Consider the following 19,007-nt stretch of genomic DNA (forward strand, 5'->3'; position numbering starts at 1 on the left):
TGGGGGCTGCGGTGAATCCTTTCACCGCAGCCCCCACAGCCGTATATCGTCTCTTAGTTAACCAACCTCGAATAAACTCCTACCCGCGGCCGACAAACCACTCACGCAATAGCGCAATACGGGCTTCGATCTGCTCCGTTGTTGCTTGGGCGACTTCTGGTCCACCAGCTCTACGTCGCAGTTCTGCGTGAATACTTGCGTGAGGTTGTCCCGAACGCCTCGACCACGAGGACACCAAGCGAGAAAGCTCCTTGCGCTTAGCTGCACGCAGTCGGTGTGCCGGGATATTGGCATTTTCTTCACGTGCCCGCCGTGCACTCGCCTCACGCCGCTGAGTCGCCAACTGTTCTTCTTGGCGTGCTCGAAGCAGAGTGGTCACTTGTTCGGGTTCTAGGAGGCCCGGAATGCCCAAATATTCTTGTTCCTCGACAGAACCCACATCGGCCTCGGTCCCCCACGCGGCACCATCAAAAAGCACGGAATCAAATTGCGCATCCGCACCCAAAGCCTCGAACTGATTGAGTAGATCACTCGAGGCGCTCTCGCTCTTATTCGCCTGAGCAACCATGGCATCTTCAGGGTTCCACATGTCCCCCTCTTTCGAGGGAGGCCGGTTCAGTGCGTGATCGCGCTGGACTTCCATCTCCCCGGCCAAATTCAGCAGGGGCAAGACGGAGGGAATGAAGACCGTCGCAGTTTCGCCTCGGCGCCTGGCGCGCACAAAACGCCCAACCGCTTGCGCAAAGAAAAGAGAAGTCGAGGCGTTGGTTGCGTACACCCCCACACTCAGGCGAGGAACGTCCACGCCTTCGGAGACCATGCGCACAGCGACCATCCATTTATCGGTCGATTGACGGAATTCGTCAATGCGCTCAGATGCATCTGCGTCGTCGGAGAGAACAACGGTTGGACGTTGCCCCGTAATTGCTCGTAGTTGGCGCGCATATGCGCGGGCTTTATCCTGATCGGCCGCAATCACCAAGCCGCCGGCGTCGGGAACCTGGCGCCGCACTTCCTCCAAGCGCTGATCGGCTGCTTGCAGCACTGCGCTGATCCACTCCCCCTTCGGGTCGAGTGCGGTTCGCCATGCTTGCTTCATCAGGTCTTTGGTGAGGGGCTCACCCAGACGCGCGGTGTAAATATCGCCCGCGTTCGTTCGCCACGACATCTGTCCCGAATAGGACATGAAGAGGACCGGACGAACAACGAAGTCACGCAGGGCATCGCCATAGCCGTAGGTAAAGTCGGCTTTAGAGCGCTTGATCCCCTCATCGTCTTCTTCGTAGCGCACAAAAGGAATGGCAGAAGTGTCAGAGCGGAAAGGGGTACCGGTCAGCGCAAGGCGACGCGTGGCCTCGTCAAAGGCTTCACGAACACCATCGCCCCACGAAAGCGCGTCACCCGCATGGTGAATCTCGTCAAGGATCACCAAGGTGCGGTGGAGGCGCGTGCGGGCGGCGTGAACCATAGGATTCGAGGCAACCTGCGCGTAAGTCACAGCCACGCCGTCAAAGTGTGAACCCGCCATGCCTTGAGAGTTCGAGAACGCGGGATCGATGTGGATCCCAACGCGCCCAGCGGCCTCGGCCCATTGGCTTTTGAGGTGCTCGGTCGGGCATACGACCGTAACTTTTTCAACGATTCCAGCGCCCATGAGCTCGACGGCAATACGCAGGGCAAAGGTCGTTTTACCCGCGCCGGGGGTAGCAACCGCAAGAAAGTCTTGCGGTGAAGCCGCCATGTATTGTTCCAAGGCTGCAGCCTGCCACGCACGTAGACTTCCGGCTGTTCCCCAGGGGGCTCGGCGTGGGAAAGCAGGAGGAAGAGAAGTGGCTGCGGAAGAAGATGCGTGCGATGGCCCCTGCGCAGTGGGACTCACTCCGCGGAACCTCCCTGGCCGTTTCCATCAGAAAATGGCCAATTCCTACCGTTCTTACCCATAGAATCACGCAATTCCTTGCAGGTCGGGCAGACGGGGTATTTCGAGGCGTCTCGAGTGGGGATCCAGACTTTTCCACACAGTGCAACCACCGGCTGGCCGGTGATCATTGAAGAGTCGGCCTTATCACGGCGGACAAAGTGCGCGAAGCGATCGCCATCTCCGGGGCTCTTCTCTTGTTCAACCTCGGTGCGCTCAAGCAAGCCTGTCGACGACTGGGTTTGCGGGCCTTGAGGCGCAGAAGGTCCCTGGGGTTCATCAAGAAAAGACATGTCCCCTATTGTAGGACGCGGCCGCTTCCGATGTTGATCAGAAACGGCCGCGAACACGGGAATCACGCTTGATGCTTAGCCCACACCTCGCGGTAGAAATCCGCGAGTTCCAAGCCCTGAGCTGCGGGCTCATCCAGCAGGACAATGGCATTGGGATGCATCTGCAAAATGGTGGCGGGCCAACGGGCGGAAATCGCACCCTCAACCAGCTGACGCACGGCCTCGGCCTTTCCCGCGCCGGTTGCAATCAGCAGGGCTTCTCCGGACTCCATAATGGTTCCCAGGCCCTGGGTGATGCAGTGGGTAGGAACCTTCGTAATATCGCCATCAAAGAAACGAGCGTTATCGCGACGAGTCTGTTCGGTAAGAACATCGACGTGGGTGCGCGAGGCGAAGGATCCACCGGGCTCATTGAAGCCGATGTGTCCGTCTGCACCGATTCCCAGAATCTGGAGGTCGATGCCGCCGGCATCGCGGATCGCCTTGTCGTAGTCAGCCGCGGCCTGGTCATTATCACCGGTCCAGACGTTAGGGCCGTGTGCCGCCCCCTTGGGGAAATCAACGCGATCAACGAGGAAACGATGAATGAAGTTCGCGTAGCCCTCGGGATGGTCTTCGGGCAGGCCAACGTATTCGTCAAGGTTGAAAGACTGAGTGTGCGCGAAAGAAATTTCGCCGGCCTCGTAACGCTTGGTCAGCTCATCGTACAGGGGCAGCGGAGTCGAGCCCGTCGCAAGACCAAGTACTGCAGAAGGCTTGCGCTCCAGAAGACTTTGAATGCGATCGGCTGCGACGACGGCAATATCTTCGGGCGTGGGCAAGATGGCAATCCGCATTGGAACTCCTCATTGATGTTGGGATCGCGAGGCGCGGGCAGAGCTCTGGCCGCAAGAGTATGGGGTTTCGAGGCCAAGCAACGAACACGCCTGTGTGTACAGTTTGTGCGTCTTCAGCTTACACCCAGCTCCGTTGCCAAGCGAGCTAACTCATGTCCCGACGTTGAGATGCGTGTGTGCCCCGGTCGGGGGACCGGGGCACACACGAGAGTGAAAATATCGATGCAGGAAACGCATCGAAGTTTCAGTGTTTTTCAGCGCAAGGCTGAGTTCACTTGGCGACAGCCTTCTTCAGGGTGGAGCCAGCGGAGAGCTTGACGCCGAAGCCTGCGGGGATCTTGATCTCTTCGCCAGTGCGGGGGTTGCGGCCGGTGCGTGCTGCACGCTCGACGCGCTCGACGGAGAGCAGGCCGGTCACCTTGACGGTCTCACCCTTGGACAGGGACTCGACCAGGACATCCTGGAACGCAGCAAGGGCGGCGTCAGCGTGGACCTTCGAGATGTTGGCGCGCTCGGCGATCTTGGCAACAAGTTCAGTGCGGTTGACGGACATTGAAAAACCTCATTCTTGTCGGTTATGGATGCCACTTCGGTGGCTTCAGGGAACAGATTAAGGAATAAATGGCACTTTTGTCAGTTTTTCCGCGACTTTTAAGGGCGTGTCTTAATTTTTTGGACTTTTTTAGGGATTTTTTGTGTCGAGCAACACAGAATCACTCTTCTTACACACCTGTTACAGCTTGATCACACTTCGATGACAATTTATGAAAAGTGTCTTGAAACTTGCGCTTAAAGAGGTAGCGTGCGAACTAGTCGATGAAGACCGATTGGGGATGGCTGCCATGGGAGTTTTCTCTTCACACGCCGGGGACATCCCAGGTGATCTTCCGGCAATAGATCACCTTGCGGCTCGAATTCATGACCAAGCGGAAGTAGTGCAGATCGTCGGCGACGAGTTCCGTACAACGATACAGAAAACAACGATATGGGCCGGTCGTTCTCGCGAAGCCTTTGAAGAGTCAGCGAATAGACAACAATATCGTTTCGCACACCTGTATGAGGGGCTTGAAGCAGCTGCATCCGATATTGCCGGGTATGCGCGCGAAGTCGCAAGCGCCAAACACTACGTCCACAATCGATTGCTCCCCCGACTGGCAGAAATGGACCGAATCTATGAGGCTGCTTCGAAGAAAGAGCGTCCGGTCATTTACGCGAGCTTTTCGCACGAATCCGAATCGATCGCCCATGATTACTACGTCCGCATTGAATCTTTGAAATGGGCGGCAGAGATTCTGTCACAAGCATTGCATGAGGCATTGAGGCTCGAGCCTGTCTCGCGCGATAGATCCGTAGCAGGAACAGCTAATGACCCCTCACGTACACAGCGCCTCGATGAAGCGGATATCTCCCGAATCAACACAGAACTGTCCCTTTTGAAGAGCGGAAACTACAACCTTCACCAAGTGCGACAGGGAGCGATTGGTGACTGCTACTTTATTTCGGCAATTCTTGCACTTATGAACACCCCAAAAGGACAGGAACAGTTGGCGAAGGGAGTAACTCAACATTTCAATTCTTCAGGTCAAGTAGATGGATACATGGTGCGAATCTATGACAATCCGCTACTCCCCTCAGCAGGCAGTTATTCACTCGTGCTGGTACGCGAGACCTATGCGAATGGAGCAAACTCCGGAGGATCCGCCAGTATCGTTAGCATCTACGAAAAAGCATATGCCCAGCTCACACCTGGAGGCGTCAACGAGAGTTCCTTTCTCAACGGGGAAGGCATCACTTCCAACACTAACGGCCAAGGACTGCTGCGAGTCACGGGACGCGGAAGCCATTTAGTCAATTATCAAGAGGCGTCAATCAAGAGCATTTTCGGGTCAGGCCTGAGCTACGATGCTCAGGAACGCCAAGAAGTTGTAGACGCACTCCAGTCGGGAAAGCCGGTAACTACAGCAACGGTGTACGCACCGATATTTGGGAATGAGAATTCCCAACCGGCAGAAGTATCAATTGATGGACACCCAAGCCGAATCGATCTCTATGCACGGCATTCGTACATGATTAAAAGCGCGAATGAAACATCTGTAACACTCATAAATCCACACGGAGAAAACCGGTTGTCGTTATCGCAAACGCCTACGGATCACGGTGAGTTCTCGATGTCGTGGAGTGAATTTGAGAAGTATTTTGGTTATATCACGATCGGAGAAATTCCTTAATGATCAATAGATATCCAACAGCCCTGCTTCTGAGCAGTACTCTCACAATCCCACTATTACTTGGCGGATGCACACAGCATTACGAAGTGAAGGAACCCATGTCACAACCCTGCCAAACAGTCGCAGTACATTCCAATACCATTTTCCGTCCAGTCCGAGGAAGCCAATTTCCCAGCTTCATACTCAACGATGCACGAATTGAAAATGGACAGATGAAGGCAAACATCGGAGGCGGTTGGCCCGAGCATGTGGGCTTGCCCTCATACGGAGGAGACCTTGTGGAAGGAGAGCCTGTCACAATACCAGGCACCGGGACCTTCGAACTCATCGGCATCACTCTTTCACGCTGGGGCAACTCGCCAGAAACCATCACTTTCTGCTTCACACCCGACCCCAACCTGCTCGACAACGCCAAAAAACACCTACCACCAGGCCAAACACTCCCACCCCAAGACGAGAACTAGGAAAACCTTATACTGCGAGAGCAAATTATTCTTGAATCATGAATTCGTCCGCGTTCTGGCCATCATCCCTATCCCACGATTCCCGCATCGCACTCGTGGTAATTTTCATTGGCTTTCTGAGTATTGCAGTCTTTAAGTATGTTATTTTGTGGGCCCTTAAAGAAACAGACTATTCCACCCAAAAGAAGCAGAACATTGTTAATAAATGAGGGATCCTCCCCTACACCGCACTGAGCATCTATTCGTTGACACACGCGAAAGCACTCTTGTTTTGCGCATCAGAGTGCAGCTTTCACCTGTCCAATGTCGCTATCACATTCTTCTTTCTCCCCACACTTATGACCATTGCCTACATCGTGACAGAGGTTTCTTTCGTCCAAAGCGCCATCATATGGATTCTCGATAAAGTCATTCCTGGGCGACGAAGAACTCAGAATCAGACAAAACCGCGACATAGGAAATAGAGCGGGCGGCTGAATCCTTGAACTTCAGGAAGGGGAAGAAATCACACAGCAAGTCCACCACATCAAAAACTGCTGAGCGTACACTGAAAATATCCCGACACACGCAGTATTCAATTTGAAAGATATCCGCCCGTGCGCTCGATTTCTTCCACTGATCTTGATTCAACAGATCCCGTTTCCACCCCTTCACGTGACCAGCAAGCAACGGCCTCACCCCGTCGGAAACGAGGAATCCTTGTCTTCTCAGGGGTGGCAATCATCGCGATTGCATCAAGCGGCGCTTATGCCTTTACCGCGCATTCGACTGCCGCGGCCGTTAAAGATGTTCAAGCTCAATTAGTCGCTGCGGATAGCGACTTCACCGCTGCCCGCGAGTCCGTACAGGCTTCCATTGCCTTGGCTGGCGAATACGTCCTTGAGTCAGAGAACGTCACCACACTCAAGTCTATTTACGCGGATTCGGACGCGACTGTTACCGCTCTGGCTGAGGCTCCCAACAACGCGAAGGCCAGTAACGAAAAGATCGAATCCTTGAAGAAGGTCCTCGACCAAGCTAAGGCCTCCACCAGCAAGCTCAACGCTGCTCTAGCCCCCATCGCAGGTGAACTCGACGACCTCACCATTAAGAAGCTCGATGAAGCCGCTAACAAGGCAAACCAAGCGCTTAACGACGCGAAGAATCTCATGAGTGAAACCGATGGGAAAGTCAAGGACAATGCGACCCGCGACGGCCTACAGTCCAGCATCGACGACACCGCTAAGACTATTGTCGAAGCACGCGAAGCTGTGAAGAACCGCTCGCACGTGGGCGATGACCGCAAGTGGAACCTCGATGAGGAAAAGAAGCTCACCGATTCCGTGAATGCTTTGGGTGAGAAGTCGAATCAGGTTCGTGACTCATACACCCAGTGGGAAGCTGAACAGGCCGCACAGGCCGCAGCTGCTTCATCTAACGCCGGTGGTTCTCGCGCGACCGGAGTTTCCTCTGCCCGTTCGCATTCAAACAGTGGAGGCTCTGCCTCACGAGCGACCGGTTCCGCTGGCGGTTCTCAGAGTGGAGCTTCCTCGTCCGGTCAGTCTTATTGGGTTGAAACTCAGACCGAGGACCCAAGCTTGGGATGGACTTGTTCTGGGACTCTCGGACACGACCCTAACCGCTGCTGGGACAACAGCGGTAACGAGATTTACAAGGATGGTCACTGGTCTAACGGTAACCCGAACGGACGCTGGACCGAGGGAGGACGCTGACGACTTGCCCAAGCAACCCCAGGCCTCGGCAATCAATTCACGCGTTGAAGCTAGCGGGCGCGGAAAACTGAATAACGCGAGCGCCGAGGCCTCGGAACCCCATATGGATTTCAGACCTCGGCGCTAGTTTGTATCGATTCAGTCGTCGTAGTGCTTGGTGCGCTCGATATCCTCTTCGATCTGCTCGCGAGTTACCCCCCGAACATCAAGCTCCGCCAGCGGCGTCATGCGATCCTTCTTGATGAGGTGATACCCCAGCCAGACTCCCAAGAAGAGCGGAACACCAATGTATGCCGAAATGATCTCCCACATCTGGCCAAGGAAGATCGCCTCATAGTTTTGGCCAAGCAAAACGATGAGGCACATACCGAAAGCCAAAATCGGTCCGAAGGGAAAGAAGGGGGCGCGATACGGCAGGTCCTCGAGCTTGTACCCCTGAAGAAGGTAGGCGCGACGGAAGCGAATATGACACGCCGCAATACCTAGCCACATAAAGATTCCCGAGACGCCGACGATACTCACCAACCAGGTGTATGCCGTTCCCTCACCAACCAGCGCCGTGCAGAAGCCAAGAGCAGAAACAGCGGCAGTGGCGAGCATTGCATTGAGCGGGACTCCCCTCTTCGTCACGTGACAGAAAACGCGGGGGGCTTGACCAATGAGAGCCATCGAGTGCAGCATTCGCGAAGAAGCATAGAGCCCCGAGTTACCCGCCGAAAGAATAGACGTCAAAATAACCGCGTTCATCACGGCCGCAGCCGCTGCAATGCCCAAACGATCGAAGACCAAGGTGAAGGGCGAGTATGCGATATCTGATTCACTGCTGCGCAACAGATTCGGGTCAGTGAGCGGAATCAGAGTACCGATGATGGCGATAGCACCAATTGCGATCATCTGCATATGTCACCGATTTAACTTACGAACCAAATCGTTGCGTTCATGGTCAGGGACCGAATCGGAAACAGATAAGTGTTGCGTCTCAGACGTGTTGAGTGTTGAACGAGAACGCAATCCGTTCATTATCAAATTTCTCAGAATTATCATGGCCCATACCTAATGGTTCACAAGAGCAATCGAATTGACCTTTGGCGAACGAGAAACGTACTTCGTGCGGCATATCTTCATTGAAGCGCAGCATTGCTATAGAACGGACTCGGGGCCTGTGTCGTCGCAACACCGAACACAGACCCCGAGTCTTCTTCTTTCTCCTTTTCCCCCAAAGTCGAGGGAGTTACCCATTGCCCACACCACACAACCGGGAAAATTACCGGGTTGCCTCAGGCCAAGCGTAGGGTATCTGCTCAGCCTCTCAGGCGGTCAAAACCTGAGCGACAAGCATGAGGCCACCGAAGCCGAAGACGAAAGCAACCATTGGCCAGACGAACTTGAGCCAGTGAGAGTACTTCATGTCGAGCATCTGCAGCGTTGCCATAACCAGGCCGGTCGGAGCGAGGAAGAGCATCGCGTACTGCCCCCATTGATAAGCACAAACGATGATCCAACGAGGCATGCCAACGGTATCGGCCAGAGGGGCGAAAATTGGCATCGACAGAACGGCAAGGCCCGAAGAGGACGGGACGATGAATCCAAGGAAGAAGAAGATTACGAGCATCGCCAAGATGAACAGCGGGCCGCTCATACCTTCAACCATATTCGAGGAATAGTACAGGAGCGTATCGGAGATCTTGCCTTGCTCCATGACGTAGTTGATACCACGAGCAAGACCGATGATCAGGGAGACACCCACCAAGCTCGACGAACCTTCGGTGAATGCATCAACCAGAGCCTTTTCGTTCAGACGGCTCTTGCCGAACAGTGAAAGGATCATAATAACAATCGTGATTGCAAGGAAGGATGCGGCCATGGTCGGGAACCACCAGCCCTGGCTCATAACACCCCACACCATGATCGGGAATGCTGCAACAAAGAGGACAAGAATGAGCTTCTTCTGCCAGTTAAACTCGAAGCCTTCATTATTGCCCTTCAGGGCCCACTGAGCGTTGAATGCTTCGTGATCTTCCCAAGTGTAGGATGCTGCAGGATTAGCCTTAATCTTCCTTGCGTACCACCACAAGTAGCTAATGACGACTGCGGCGCCGACGACGCATCCAGCAACACGCCAAACCAAGCCTTCAGTAAAGACAATGCCAGCAGCATTAGACGCGATGACCACCGAGAAGGGATTGATGGTCGAGAAGGTTGTTCCCATCGAGCCCGCTAGGAAGATGGCACCGACACAGATGATCGAGTCATATCCTAGCGCTAAGAAGACTGGAACAAGGATTGGATAGAACGCCACCGCCTCTTCTTCAAGGCCGCAGCTTGTTCCACCGAGGACCATCAGGAGTGAGACCATGAAGACGAGCGCGAACTCGCGTCCCTTCGTCTTCTTTGTTAGTGCTAGAAGGCCGGCCTCAAAGGCACCAGTGGCATTGACAACGCCGATCAAACCACCAAGAACAAGGATGAAGACAATGATGTCGGCAGCTTCAACTGTACCGGTCACCATGCTTTGGGTGATATCTGCAATTCCTTGGGGAGTCGAATCAAGACGCTGGTAGGTTCCGGGAATCGAAATTGGTTTTTTCAGAGATCCGCCAGTGAACTTTTCAATGCCAATCTTGACGTTGAGTTTATCGAGTTGTTCCTGTGTTGCGGGAAGACTCTCGACTTCACCTTGAGGAGAGGTGACCTGAAGTGTCTGGCTCGAAGAATCGAACGCCAGCTTAGAGTAAGAACCTGCTGGGACCATCCAAGTTGCCGCAACAGCAATCACGGTAAGAACGAAGAGGATGGTGAATGCAGAAGGCACATGTAGTTTAAAACGCCGCTTTGGCGCTTCTGTTTGCGGAGTAGCTTGCGGATCCGCAACTGCTGTTGATGTCATTACAGACTCCAATGTCCTTTACAACACTGTAGGTATAAAAATTTGCAACGCATTGCTGCCTCCACTCTGCTTTCGTCAAGTGGAGGCAGCAACACACGTGAGCACTACTCCGCGAGAATGCGAGTACCCGTTTCGCCCGCAAGCGCTTCCTTTGCGCGCTTCAGCGAGGTAATCAGGGCGCTCTTTCCAGCACTGCCCTCAACAAATCCCATGCAGGCCTCAACCTTCGGGAGCATTGAACCAGGCGCAAACTGGCCTTCATCGATGTAACGACGGCAATCTGCGAGCGTCATCGTTGCCAGATTTTCTTGATCCGGCTTATTGAAGTTAATTGCAACCTGATCAACCGCGGTCAGAACAACCAGAAGATCAGCATTAACTTCCTGTGCCAGCAGTGCTGCCGAGCGATCCTTATCGATCACCGCAGGAACACCACTGAGCCCCTCATCGGTCGACACAACCGGAATACCGCCACCACCAACGGCAACAACGATATGACCAGCATCGATCAATGACTTAACAACGGGAATCTCCACGATCCGAGTCGGCAGCGGGGAGGCAACCACCCAACGCCATCCACGACCGGCATCCTCAACGTAAGTGTTCCCCGTCTCTTCCATCAGAGCCTTGGCCTCTTCTTCGGTGAAGAAGGCACCCACGGGCTTTGAGGGCTTAGAGAACGCAGGATCATCTGCGTTGACCTCAGTCTGTGTCACAACTGAGGCACAGTGACGGTCGATAGAACGAACAGAAAGTTCATTATCAATCGCCTGCTGGAGATGGTAACCAATGTAGCCCTGCGACATTGCACCACATTCCGGGAACGGAATACTGGGAGTGCCGCCAACCTTAGTTGCCGAGTTATCGGTTGCAACCTTGATCATTCCGACCTGGGGACCGTTACCATGCGTAACGATCACATCATTGCCGAGCTCAACGAGATCAACAATTGTCCGAGCAGTCTCCTTGATCAGTTCAAGTTGCTCAGCGGGGGTATTGCCAAGGGCATTACCCCCAAGCGCAATTACAAGTCGCTGTCCCACAACAACCTCACTTCAAGGTTGCGTACATCACGGCCTTGATGGTGTGCATGCGGTTTTCCGCCTCATCAAAGACACGGGACTTCGAGGACTCAAACACTGCATCCTCAACTTCCATCTCGGTAACACCGAAACGCTCGGCAATATCTGCACCGATTGTGGTCTTGGTGTCGTGGAAAGAGGGCAGGCAGTGCATGAAGATCGACTCAGAATCGGTCAGGGCCATGAGCTTCTCGGTCACGCGGTAGGGGCTGAGCTCCTTAATGCGCTTCTCCCACAAATCCGCCGGCTCACCCATGGAGACCCAGATGTCGGTGTAGACCACATGAGCGCCAGTGCATGCTTCAACCGGGTCATCGGTTAGCGTAATGCTTGCGCCGGTCTCCTCGGCGATCTCACGGCACTGTGCAACAAGCTCGTCAGCGGGCATAAGGTCCTTCGGACCACATGCAACGAAGTGCAGACCAAGCTTGGAACAAACAACCATCAGCGAGTTAGCAACATTGTTACGAGCATCGCCCATGAACACGAACTTCAGGCCCTTGATTCCCTGGGGGAAGTTCTCCTGAACGGTGAGCATATCGGCAATCATCTGAGTCGGGTGGAACTCGGTGGTCAGACCGTTCCACACGGGAACGCCAGCATTCGCCGCAAGATCCTCAACGATCTCCTGAGCGAAACCACGGTATTCAATACCGTCGTACATACGGCCGAGGACACGTGCGGTGTCTTCGATGGATTCCTTCTTGCCCATCTGAGAGCTACCCGGATCCAGGTAGGTGACGCCCATACCAAGGTCCATACCGGCGACCTCGAATGCGCAACGAGTACGCGTAGAAGTCTTCTCAAACAGCAGAACAATGTTCTTGCCTTCGAGGTAACGGTGGGGCGTCCCAGTAAGCTTCAGTGCCTTGAACTGGCTCGAGAGGTCGATGAGGTAGCGAACTTCATCAGAAGTGAAATCGAGGAGCTTGAGGAAATGGCGTCCACTCAAGTTAACTGGCATGACTTGTCCTTCCTGACAATTCATAGAAAACACCGGCAACCACCTTGGTACCGGAAAACAGGTTGTAACCCTGCTCACAGGAAAGCTACACGTATACCCTAAAAAATGCAAGGCTCAAAACAAATTGTTAGATGCTGTTAAGTAACCTCATTTTAAAGATAGAGAAAAGAATACTTCTAGTAGATTCTGTACACATTAAACGTCAACATAAGCAACAGCGTAGCGGCTGTAGCACAATGCAACCCAAGCTAAAGCCCGGAAAAGATAGATTTTTCGCTTCAAACTGACCTTTTCAGAGAAAGCGCAAACAAACCCGCTAACGCAACCGCTAAGAATTGAGTAAATTTAGCACAAGTTTAATGACAGCGATAAAGAAAAATAGTCAAGCTTCCACAAAGCTAGGCTTTAATAAAAGCAATAATGAAAGCTTGACGATTTTCATCTATCCAGGTAGAAACTCACGCGCTTATGCCACGCTCCGCAGCCTCGACGACGTTCATCAGCAAAAGCGCGCGCGTCATTGGCCCCACTCCCCCAGGATTCGGCGAGAGCCAGCCTGCGACGCGGTCAACACCGTCTGCAACGTCGCCCATCAGGCGCGCCTTCCCACTTTCCGGATCGACGACGCGAGAAACGCCCACATCCAACACAACAGCACCGGGACGGACCATATCCGCAGTAATTAAGCCCGCATAACCCGTGGCCGCAACAACGACATCCGCCGCCCGCGTATGCACTGCCAGATCCCGCGTTCCGGTATGGCAGATTGTCACCGTCGCATTGATGTCTTTACGCGTGAGAAGCAGGCCAATTGAACGACCGACAGTAACTCCACGTCCAACAACGCACACATCAGCACCATTAAGATCGATCCCATTGCGCTGAATTAACTCAATGACAGCACGCGGCGTACACGGCAGAGGAGAGGTAATAGCTTCACTCCCCCGCAGCACCAATCGGCCGAGATTTGTCGGATGAAGACCATCGGCGTCCTTGTCAGGATCCACAGCCTCGAGGACACGGTTCGTGTCTACTCCACGCGGCAGAGGAAGCTGAACTATGAACCCCGTACAGGCAGGACCTGCATTCAGACCAGCCACGGCCTCGAGAATCTGATCCTCACTGGCGTGAGCAGGAAGATCCACGCGAATCGATTCAATTCCAACCTCGGCACAGTCCCGATGCTTTCCAGCAACGTAGGCAACGGACCCCGGATCCTCGCCAACCAAGATCGTTCCAAGCCCTGGAACAACTCCGCGAGCGCGCAAAACTTCAACCCTTGCACGAAGTTCATCTTTGATCTGAGCCGCACATGCTGTGCCGTCCAGAACACGAGCATCGCCTTCCCACGGAGCCCTCATTGATTCAGCCCCGCATAGAGAGGATGGGCATCCGTCAGAGCACGCACTCGCGCACGCAGAGCCTCAACTTCCACCTGTCCACTGGCCCCTTGAATCAGAGCCGTAGCAATAATGTCACCGACCTCTTCGAAATCAGCAACGCTAAACCCACGCGTCGCAAGCGCGGGAGTTCCAACACGAAGGCCCGAAGTCACCCTAGGCGGGCGAGGATCGAAAGGCACGGCATTGCGATTGACCGTAATACCAACCTCATGGAGAAGGTCCTCAGCTTGCTGTCCATCCAGCGAAGAGTTCACTAGATCAACCAGAACGAGGTGCACATCGGTACCACCCGTCACCAAGCGAATCCCCGCGGCCTGAGCATCGGGAGCTAATAGACGCTGCGCAATGGCCTGAGCACCGTCCAGCGTTCGCTGCTGGCGATCCCGGAATTCCTCGGTCTGAGCAACCTTCATCGCAATTGCTTTCGCAGCAACAACATGCATCAACGGACCACCCTGCTGGCCGGGGAAGACCGCACTATCCAGCTTCTTGCCCCATTGCTCTCCCCGCGAGGACAGGATCATTCCCGAGCGAGGGCCGCCCAAAGTCTTATGGACAGTCGTGGTCACAATATCTGCGTGAGGAACCGGTGAGGGATGCAAACCAGCGGCAACTAAGCCCGCGAAGTGGGCCATATCAACCCACAACACAGCTCCGACCTCGTCGGCAATTTCGCGGAATGCTGCAAAGTCCAAATGACGCGGATAAGCCGACCATCCCGCGATCAAGACTCGCGGGCGTTCGCGCAGTGCAGCCTCGCGAACTTTTTCGGGTTCAATACGCATCGTCTGAGGATCAACCTCGTAGCCAACAGCATGATAATTCTTGCCCGAAAAGTTCAGGTGCATTCCATGAGTGAGGTGGCCGCCGTGGGCAAGGGAAAGGCCGAGGAGAGTATCGCCGACATTCGCCATTGCCATGAGAGCGGCCGCGTTTGCCTGGGCACCCGAGTGAGGCTGAACATTAACGTAATCCGCGCCTTGGAAGACTTCCTTTGCGCGTGAAATCGCCAGAGATTCCGCAACATCAACGAACTCGCATCCACCGTAGTAGCGACGGCCCGGGTAGCCCTCCGCGTACTTGTTTGTGAGGACAGAGCCTTGCGCCTCAAGTACCGCACGCGGAACGAAGTTTTCCGAGGCGATCATTTCCAGCGTGTGCTGCTGGCGTTCCAATTCGCTATCCAAAACCGCCTGGATTTCAGGATCGAGCTGGCGCAGTGGGAGGTCATTGAGCGTATCCATTGCGAGTCCTTGCAAAGTCGTGAGCCGGGTAGTCCCCGAATTTTGCCTTTACTTTACCCCACGACGAGGCCACTTCCGAGGTTTCGTCCAAAATCGTCCATTTCGTAGGAACTAAGGCCTAGCTAAATTTTCTTAATTACGATAATCTTTCTCAAAGTTCGGCTAAACGAACTTTTTGGCGAAGAAAGCCATAATTAGATAACACCCCAATGAAGAGGAACTTCAATGTCCGCCGTTCACTCGCGTTCATTCCTTACCGCCACAGCAGCCTGCCTACTGGGCGCGACCTCGATCGCCTCGTGCTCAACTGCATCTTCACAGTCAGGCTCCACCCCACTCTCCCTCGTCGCAAGCACCACCCAGATCTGCGACTATGTCACCCAAATTGCGCAGCAGCCCTCGGTACAAAACTCCATCTCGCTCGATAAAACTGATGCCGCGGGAACGCAATCTCATATAGGGGCCCCAGCCGAGCAAGCCAGCACAAAAGTGCAACTCACGTGCCTACTTGCGCCCAATGCCTCGGCACACGAGCACGAAATGACTCCCCAGCAACTGCAAGCCCTTACGCAAGCGAAAGTTTTTCTTGTCTCTGGAGTAGACCTCGAGCATTTCCTCGATCAGGCAGTGAGCGCCTCGGGCTTCAAAGGAACGATGGCGGTGACCTCGGGTGTTCTTAGCGCACGCGATATCGAAGATCCGCAGAACCGCCCACAAAGAGACAAACTGCTTCCCTACTCGGTTTCCCGAGGCAGTCATACAGTCGAGGTTGCACCCTGGCCTTTCCCGCCAGAAGAAGGAGAAAGCGAGCCGGAGTTCGCATACGATCCTCACGTCTGGACCTCTCCAGCGAACGCTGCACTGCAGGTCCGCAACATCGGAGAGTTCCTCTCAGCAGCGGACCCGGATCACGCCGAGGCATACAGCGCGGCAAGCGAAGAATACGCAAAGCGTATCGATTCCCTCGACGCGTGGGCAAAGGCCAGCTTTGATAGCGTTCCCACCGATAAGCGCGTCCTTTTTAGCTCCCACGACGCCTTCGGATATTTGTCGAAACGCTACGGCATTCATTTCATCGGTGCAGCACTTTCTGATTTCAACGAACAGCAGGATGCAACCGCTGACCACATCGCAAAGGCAAGCGAGGAAGTGAAGAAATCTGGAGCGAGCGCGATTTTCGCAGAGAACTCCAATAACTCGAAGTCAATTGAAACGATTGCACGCGCCGCGGGAGTCAAAGCCATCATCGGCGATGACGCGCTCTACGGAGATTCCCTTGGACCCGTGGGCAGTGAAGGCGAAACCTACATCGGCTCGATCATCCATAACGTCACAACCATGACACAAGCCTGGGACGGAACGATCGCTCCCCTGCCTTCGGAGCTCAAGCATTAAGCGATCATTATGAACGCAGATGCTCATATGCTTTCAGACCCTGACGAGGGCCGCGATGTTGGCGCCACTGTCTTCTCAGCCAAAAATGCCAGCATCGGCTACTCCCAGACACCGGTCCTGACGGGAATCACCCTCTCGCTCAGCCCCGGACATGCCCTTGCTTTGATCGGTCCAAATGGATCGGGAAAGACAACGCTCATGCGAGCGCTCTTGGGAAGCGCTCAAGTCATATCTGGAGAAGTGAGCTGCCCGCTGGATTTCCTCGGCTACGTCCCACAAAACAGTGATATCGACTTGAGCTTCCCAATCAACGTTCGTCAGGTCGTCGAAATGGGAATGTACCCCAAGACAAAACTTCTACGTCCACTCAGTCGTGAACAGAAAGAAGCGGTCAGTGCAGCATTAGAACAGATTGGCTTAGTCGAGCGTGCCCGCGAGCGCTTTGGGACCCTTTCCGGCGGCCAACGCCAGCGCGTTCTGGTCGCGCGCGCCTTGGTCGCCAAGCCTCGCATGGTATTGCTTGACGAACCCTTCAACGGTTTGGATGAGCCCAACCGCGAAGCTCTTCTCTCGCTCATCAACCAAGCAAAAGCTCAGGGAACCGCGTTCATGATTTCAACCCATGACTATCGGGTCGCAACTGAGGTCTGCGATGAGAGCCTCATCGTGGCTGGACGCCAAGTTGCCTACGGGCCAACCTCCCAGGTTTTCCGTCCGGAAATCATCAATGAAGCTTTCGGCGGGATTAACAATGTTTAACGCGATCGTAAGCGCTCCGCCCCTGTGGCAGTCTCCATTTTTCCTTCGCCCCCTACTCTTCCTTGTACTCTTCGGGATTGCATCGGGCGCGGTTGGGACCTTGGTGAATCTTCGCAACTGGCAATTCGGTGCCGAGGCCTCGGTCCATTCGATCTTCCCGGGGATCGTCGTTGGCGCGGTTTTCGGCGGTATCGATTGGATCCCCGCGGGCGGGGGAATCTGCGCGATATTCGTTGCTGCCGCATTAACCTGGGCGATGCGCCGCCGCGCACACGAGGCCGCCGCAGCAGTTGTCCTGACCTCTTTCTTCGCGCTCGGCGTCATTATTTCCCTCAAGAAGGGCGATATGTCGGGCCAAATGGAAGCGCTGATGTTTGGCCGCCTTCTGGAAGTTACTCCCCAGCGCATGGCGATTTCCCTCATCTTTTGCCTTTTTGCCTGCGTCCTAGTCGTTCTTTCGTGGCGCGCTCAGCTCATGTGCGCCTTTGACAGTGCGGGAGCACTCGCCGCGCGAGTACCCACGAGGCTGTGCGATGCCTGCCTCAACGCCGCGATGTGCGCAATCGTCGTCGCGGGGGCCTCGGCAATCGGTGTTCTTTTGGTCGTGGGGTACCTCATTGTCCCCGCACTCGCCGCCCGACTTCTTTCCTCTTCACCGAGGCAGATGCTGGCTTATTCGGTACTTCTTTCCTGCGCAGGTGGGGCGCTGGGGATGGTAACTCTCCTGGTTCCCCTTTCCAGGCCTACTTCACCTCAAGCCTCGGTTGCTCTGACCCAAGTGGCTCTGTGCGCAGTCATCGTCGGACTGTACAGAGCACGAAAGCGAGTTCGGACATGTTAGCGATCCTTCTCCTTCCTCTGTGCGAGCTGGCGCTGCTAGGAATTCTCTCCGGAATCGTTGGGACGATGACTGTCCTGCGCGGGCGCGTGTTCTTTGCTGAGTCGATCACGCACGGAGCCTTTCCGGGTGCGGTGATCGGTGTCGTGTGTGCATCTGTTTTCACTAGGGATCACAGCATTCTTGCCCTCTGTGTTTTCTTGGGCGCACTGGGTTTGTGCTTGCCGCTTTCTGCATTGATGAGCGCTTTGGCACGAATCCCAGGAGTCTCGGGCAGCGCTGCTGCCGGGGTCGTCTTGACCTTCAGTTTTGCCTTGGGCTATTTCCTCTCGAAGTGGTTTGCTCCCCTGCCCTTGCAGATTTCGAGTTTCCTCACGGGCTCAATCATGACCGTTACCCCGGTGGATATTGCGCTTGCAGGCATGGCATTGGTCTGCGCGCTATGTATTCTTACCTTGCGCGGACGCCACATTCTTCTCTTGTCTTTCGACGCACAGGGATACCGAGCAGCCTTTCGTTCCTCCCCCGGCGCCTTTGTGCTCACCGACGCGCTTATCTCTGCTCTTATCACGGTTTGTCTCATCGTGATGATTCCCGCGGTGGGCACACTGCTTCCCTTGGCATTGCTTATTGCACCAAGTGCCGGTTTGATGCGTTTTATTGCCCGACCCGGAGTCTTAATGGTCGCTTCAGCGCTCGCAGCTCTTGTAATTTCTGCCTGTGGTTTCGCAATTTCCCTCATTCTTGAGCTATCAACGGGCGGATGCATTGCTTTAGCGGCAGGAATTTTCTTCTGCGGGTGCGTGACGTGGGAGGCTTTGTCATCGAGGCCAAAAGCCAACTAACACCCCCGTACAGCAGTGCGTTATACAACCAAAATTAGGCATGAAAACATGCGCCTCACTCAACAAAAGGGGCGCCGCAATGCGGCGCCCCTCATGCAGTTAGACCAAGAAAGTCAGGCGAAGCAGCTCTTGATCAAAC

The 19,007-nt window shown here is 54.6% G+C and carries 15 protein-coding genes and 1 pseudogene; 6 read left to right on the forward strand and 10 right to left on the reverse strand.

Going from position 1 to position 19,007, the window contains the following annotated elements; all coding sequences use genetic code 11:
- Window positions 1–79 precede the first annotated feature (79 nt).
- The 4 genes from QZR18_RS05805 to QZR18_RS05820 all read right to left on the reverse strand — a co-directional run bounded on the left by QZR18_RS05805 (window position 80) and on the right by QZR18_RS05820 (window position 3,600).
- Window positions 80–1,879, reverse strand: a complete 1,800-nt coding sequence (locus QZR18_RS05805) for a DEAD/DEAH box helicase (RefSeq protein ID WP_178703796.1) — start codon at window positions 1,877–1,879, stop codon at window positions 80–82.
- Window positions 1,876–2,211: a DUF3039 domain-containing protein gene (locus tag QZR18_RS05810; protein ID WP_009409108.1), complete on the reverse strand. Its 336-nt coding sequence runs from the start codon at window positions 2,209–2,211 to the stop codon at window positions 1,876–1,878. Before QZR18_RS05810 ends, QZR18_RS05805 begins: the two co-directional genes overlap by 4 nt.
- A gap of 62 nt (window positions 2,212–2,273) precedes the next feature.
- Window positions 2,274–3,047, reverse strand: a complete 774-nt coding sequence (gene nagB, locus QZR18_RS05815; protein WP_178703799.1) for a glucosamine-6-phosphate deaminase — start codon at window positions 3,045–3,047, stop codon at window positions 2,274–2,276.
- 271 nt (window positions 3,048–3,318) lie between these two features.
- Window positions 3,319–3,600, reverse strand: a complete 282-nt coding sequence (locus QZR18_RS05820; protein ID WP_009409106.1) for an HU family DNA-binding protein — start codon at window positions 3,598–3,600, stop codon at window positions 3,319–3,321.
- Window positions 3,601–3,811: 211 nt separating this feature from the next.
- On the opposite strand from QZR18_RS05820, the gene QZR18_RS05825 reads away from it, so the two are divergent.
- Together QZR18_RS05825 and QZR18_RS05830 are read left to right on the forward strand one after the other, a co-directional pair.
- Complete coding sequence (locus tag QZR18_RS05825) at window positions 3,812–5,275, forward strand: hypothetical protein (RefSeq protein ID WP_295910644.1); 1,464 nt, start codon at window positions 3,812–3,814, stop codon at window positions 5,273–5,275.
- Between the two features lie 1,060 nt (window positions 5,276–6,335).
- Window positions 6,336–7,451, forward strand: a complete 1,116-nt coding sequence (locus QZR18_RS05830) for a hypothetical protein (RefSeq protein WP_178703802.1) — start codon at window positions 6,336–6,338, stop codon at window positions 7,449–7,451.
- Between the two features lie 138 nt (window positions 7,452–7,589).
- Here QZR18_RS05830 and QZR18_RS05835 read toward each other — a convergent pair.
- From QZR18_RS05835 to glyA, 6 genes and pseudogenes are all read right to left on the reverse strand, one after another.
- Window positions 7,590–8,336, reverse strand: a pseudogene (locus QZR18_RS05835) (amino acid permease); the annotation flags it as partial.
- A gap of 424 nt (window positions 8,337–8,760) precedes the next feature.
- Window positions 8,761–10,338: a YfcC family protein gene (locus tag QZR18_RS05840; RefSeq protein WP_178703803.1), complete on the reverse strand. Its 1,578-nt coding sequence runs from the start codon at window positions 10,336–10,338 to the stop codon at window positions 8,761–8,763.
- A gap of 104 nt (window positions 10,339–10,442) precedes the next feature.
- Window positions 10,443–11,381 (reverse strand): carbamate kinase, encoded by a 939-nt coding sequence (gene arcC / locus QZR18_RS05845; protein ID WP_178703805.1) that lies wholly within the window; start codon window positions 11,379–11,381, stop codon window positions 10,443–10,445.
- A gap of 7 nt (window positions 11,382–11,388) precedes the next feature.
- Window positions 11,389–12,384, reverse strand: coding sequence for an ornithine carbamoyltransferase (argF, locus tag QZR18_RS05850; RefSeq protein ID WP_178703807.1), 996 nt, complete (start codon window positions 12,382–12,384; stop codon window positions 11,389–11,391).
- Window positions 12,385–12,842: 458 nt separating this feature from the next.
- The gene (locus tag QZR18_RS05855) at window positions 12,843–13,745 is read right to left on the reverse strand and encodes a bifunctional methylenetetrahydrofolate dehydrogenase/methenyltetrahydrofolate cyclohydrolase (RefSeq protein WP_178703809.1); all 903 of its coding nucleotides are present in this window, start codon (window positions 13,743–13,745) and stop codon (window positions 12,843–12,845) included.
- Window positions 13,742–15,031, reverse strand: coding sequence for a serine hydroxymethyltransferase (gene glyA / locus QZR18_RS05860; RefSeq protein ID WP_178703811.1), 1,290 nt, complete (start codon window positions 15,029–15,031; stop codon window positions 13,742–13,744). Before glyA ends, QZR18_RS05855 begins: the two co-directional genes overlap by 4 nt.
- 225 nt (window positions 15,032–15,256) lie before the next feature.
- Between glyA and QZR18_RS05865 the strand changes: the two genes are divergently transcribed.
- Genes QZR18_RS05865 through QZR18_RS05880 form a run of 4 tightly spaced genes read left to right on the forward strand, consistent with a single transcriptional unit; the run spans window position 15,257 to window position 18,868 of the window.
- Window positions 15,257–16,426 (forward strand): metal ABC transporter substrate-binding protein, encoded by a 1,170-nt coding sequence (locus QZR18_RS05865; RefSeq protein ID WP_295910647.1) that lies wholly within the window; start codon window positions 15,257–15,259, stop codon window positions 16,424–16,426.
- Between the two features lie 9 nt (window positions 16,427–16,435).
- Entirely contained in the window at window positions 16,436–17,185 is a 750-nt protein-coding gene (locus tag QZR18_RS05870) for a metal ABC transporter ATP-binding protein (RefSeq protein WP_291459493.1), read from the forward strand.
- Window positions 17,178–18,026: a metal ABC transporter permease gene (locus tag QZR18_RS05875; RefSeq protein WP_178705847.1), complete on the forward strand. Its 849-nt coding sequence runs from the start codon at window positions 17,178–17,180 to the stop codon at window positions 18,024–18,026. The genes QZR18_RS05870 and QZR18_RS05875 overlap by 8 nt, the downstream gene beginning before the upstream one ends.
- Entirely contained in the window at window positions 18,020–18,868 is an 849-nt protein-coding gene (locus QZR18_RS05880) for a metal ABC transporter permease (RefSeq protein WP_178705838.1), read from the forward strand. Before QZR18_RS05875 ends, QZR18_RS05880 begins: the two co-directional genes overlap by 7 nt.
- Window positions 18,869–19,007 lie beyond the last annotated feature (139 nt).

Origin of the sequence: uncultured Actinomyces sp., assembly GCA_900541895.1 — a bacterium.
In the GTDB taxonomy this organism is placed as follows: Bacteria; Actinomycetota; Actinomycetes; order Actinomycetales; family Actinomycetaceae; genus Pauljensenia.

Bases quoted from the DNA above. Each gene is read 5' to 3' on its own strand.
- QZR18_RS05810 (WP_009409108.1), bottom strand. From the start codon at position 2,211: ATGTCTTTTCTTGATGAACCCCAGGGACCTTCTGCGCCTCAAGGCCCG.
- nagB (WP_178703799.1), bottom strand. From the start codon at position 3,047: ATGCGGATTGCCATCTTGCCCACGCCCGAAGATATTGCCGTCGTCGCA.
- QZR18_RS05820 (WP_009409106.1), bottom strand. From the start codon at position 3,600: ATGTCCGTCAACCGCACTGAACTTGTTGCCAAGATCGCCGAGCGCGCC.
- QZR18_RS05825 (WP_295910644.1), top strand. From the start codon at position 3,812: ATGAAAAGTGTCTTGAAACTTGCGCTTAAAGAGGTAGCGTGCGAACTA.
- QZR18_RS05840 (WP_178703803.1), bottom strand. From the start codon at position 10,338: ATGACATCAACAGCAGTTGCGGATCCGCAAGCTACTCCGCAAACAGAA.
- argF (WP_178703807.1), bottom strand. From the start codon at position 12,384: ATGCCAGTTAACTTGAGTGGACGCCATTTCCTCAAGCTCCTCGATTTC.
- QZR18_RS05855 (WP_178703809.1), bottom strand. From the start codon at position 13,745: ATGAGGGCTCCGTGGGAAGGCGATGCTCGTGTTCTGGACGGCACAGCA.
- glyA (WP_178703811.1), bottom strand. From the start codon at position 15,031: ATGGATACGCTCAATGACCTCCCACTGCGCCAGCTCGATCCTGAAATC.
- QZR18_RS05865 (WP_295910647.1), top strand. From the start codon at position 15,257: ATGTCCGCCGTTCACTCGCGTTCATTCCTTACCGCCACAGCAGCCTGC.
- QZR18_RS05870 (WP_291459493.1), top strand. From the start codon at position 16,436: ATGAACGCAGATGCTCATATGCTTTCAGACCCTGACGAGGGCCGCGAT.
- QZR18_RS05875 (WP_178705847.1), top strand. From the start codon at position 17,178: ATGTTTAACGCGATCGTAAGCGCTCCGCCCCTGTGGCAGTCTCCATTT.
- QZR18_RS05880 (WP_178705838.1), top strand. From the start codon at position 18,020: ATGTTAGCGATCCTTCTCCTTCCTCTGTGCGAGCTGGCGCTGCTAGGA.